The organism is Jatrophihabitans sp., assembly GCF_051960575.1.
Taxonomy (GTDB): domain Bacteria; phylum Actinomycetota; class Actinomycetes; order Mycobacteriales; family Jatrophihabitantaceae; genus JBQCEE01.
This window is the reverse complement of record NZ_JBQCEE010000088.1, coordinates 1-2,271: the sequence shown is the minus strand read 5'-3', so window position 1 is coordinate 2,271 and position 2,271 is coordinate 1. Positions and strand designations below refer to the sequence as shown.

Below are 2,271 nucleotides of genomic sequence, written 5' to 3'. Positions count from 1 at the left end.
TTCATCTCTTAACTCGTGTGTGCGAGGGGTGTGGGGGGACGCCCGGGGCGTCGGCCACTGCCGGGGGGGTTGGGGGTCGCGCCCGCACGTGGGCGCTAACGGCTGCGGCTCACCACCAGCCGCGACCGGCGGCAGAATCGATGACATGTCCGCCGTCGACCGAGACCGCCTGCGCGCGCTGATCGCGCGCGAGGCCGCCGACTTCACCGCCCGCCACCCACGCTCGCGCGCCGCCTTCGCCGACGCCGCGCACCTGTTCGGCCGCGTCCCGATGACCTGGATGAACAAGCGGGCGGGCGCCTTCCCGCTCTACCTCGATCGAGCGTCCGGCGCCGAGGTGACCGACATCGACGGGCTCACCTACGCCGACTTCGCGCTCGGCGACACCGCCGCGATGGCCGGGCACTCGCCCGCCCCCGTCGTCGAGGCCGTGCAGCAGCGGTTCGCGGACCTCGGCGGCGCCACGGCCATGCTGCCGACCGAGGACGCCGAGTGGGTCGGGGCCGAGCTGTCGCGACGCTTCGCCCCGACGCGATGGAGCTTCAGCCTCACCGCGACCGACGCGAACCGCTGGGCGATCCGCATCGTGCGCGCGGTGACCGGCCGGCCGAAGATCCTCGTCAACGCCTACTGCTACCACGGCAGCGTCGACGAGTCGCTCATCGTCGTCGGGCCCGACGGCGGGGGCGCCATGCGTCCCGGCAACGTCGGCGCACCGGTCGACGTCACCGTCACCAGCCGCGTCGCCGAGTTCAACGACCTCGACGCGCTCGAACGCCAGCTCGCCCACGGTGACGTGGCCGCCGTGCTCATGGAGCCGGCGCTGAAGAACATCGGCATCGTGCTGCCCGATCCCGGCTACCTCGAGGGCGTGCGCGCCCTGACCCGGCGGTCCGGCACGCTGCTGATCATCGACGAGACGCACACCTTCTCGGTCGGCCCCGGCGGTGCCTGCCGCGCGTGGGACCTCGAACCCGACCTGGTCGTGATCGGCAAGGCCATCGGGGGCGGCATCCCGGCGGGCGCCTACGGCATGTCGGCCGAGTTCGCCGACGCCGCGCTCGGCCGCGACGACCTCGACCTCATCGACATGGGTGGGGTCGGCGGCACCCTCGCCGGCAACGCGCTGTCGGTCGCCGCGATGCGGGCGACGCTCGAGCAGGTGCTCACCGAGGCGGCCTTCGACCACATGCTCGCCCTCGCCACGCGGTACACCGACGGCGTCCGGGCGATCTTCGCGGCGCACGACGCGCCGTGGTCGGTCGTGCAGCTCGGGGCGCGCGCCGAGTACCGCTTCTCGCCGAGGCCGCCGCGGTCGGGCACCGAGGCGCACGAGGCGACCGACGAGCTGCTGGACGACTGGTTCCACCTCTTCCTCGCCAACCGAGGCGTGCTGCTCACGCCGTTCCACAACATGGCGCTGATGTCCCCGGCCACCACCGCGGCGCAGGTCGACCGGCACCTCGAGGTGCTCGGTGACGCGGTCGCCGAGGTGCTCGGCTGAGCCCGGCTGGCGCGTCGCGGTCGGGCCGCGTGCCGCCGGTCACTCGATCGTCGCCTGCGATCCGGTTGATTCGGTCGCCCATCCGCCGATAGGTGGGGCAGGGAGGTGAGACGGCCATGCCCGGACCGGAGAGCGCACACGTGCGCCCCACGCCGCCCGCGCTCGACCATGCCGCGCTGCTGGCCGTCGCCGACGGCGCGCCACCCGTGCTCGTCGTGTCCTGCACCGCCCCCGGCCGGCGGTGCACGCCGCAGGTCGAGCATGCCAACCCCGCCGCCCGCGAGCTGCTCGGCATCGACACCGCTGACACCGCCGACACCGTCGCTGTGCCGTCGACGGAGGCGGCCCGGGGCGCCGGCGACCGGCCGCGGCACTGGATGCGCGTGCTGACCGAGCTCGTCGACGCCGGCGACATCGACCCCCGTGCCTGGCACACGGCCTCGACGCCGTCGCCGGTCGGGCTGCCCATCACGCTGCGGCTGCGTGTGCAGCCGCTGGCCGACGGCACGCGCTTCCTCGTGTGGATGCGGGCGACCACCGACGAGCTCGCCCTCGCCGAGGAGGCGGCCGCCGACGCCGAGAACCGCTTCCAGCGCCTCGCGCAGAGCGCGGCCGTCGGCATCGTCGCCTCGGACGTCGGTGCCCGCCTGTCGTTCGTCAACGCGGCGTTCGCGGCGATCCTCGGGGGCGCGCCCCACGATCTGGGCGGGGCGGGCTTGTTGCGCCGCCTCGGGACCCACGAACGCCCGGCACGGCTCGGCGACCGC

General features: G+C 74.4%; 2 protein-coding genes. Both read left to right on the top strand.

The genetic code is table 11. From position 1 onward, the window contains the following. Positions 1-145: 145 nt before the first annotated feature. Positions 146-1,504 (top strand): transaminase, encoded by a 1,359-nt coding sequence (locus tag ACTHMS_RS04605; protein ID WP_440305493.1) that lies wholly within the window; start codon positions 146-148, stop codon positions 1,502-1,504. Positions 1,505-1,620: 116 nt separating this feature from the next. Next, positions 1,621-2,271, top strand: a 651-nt coding sequence (locus ACTHMS_RS04600) for a PAS domain-containing protein (protein ID WP_440305492.1), incomplete at its 3' end; no start/stop codon positions are given.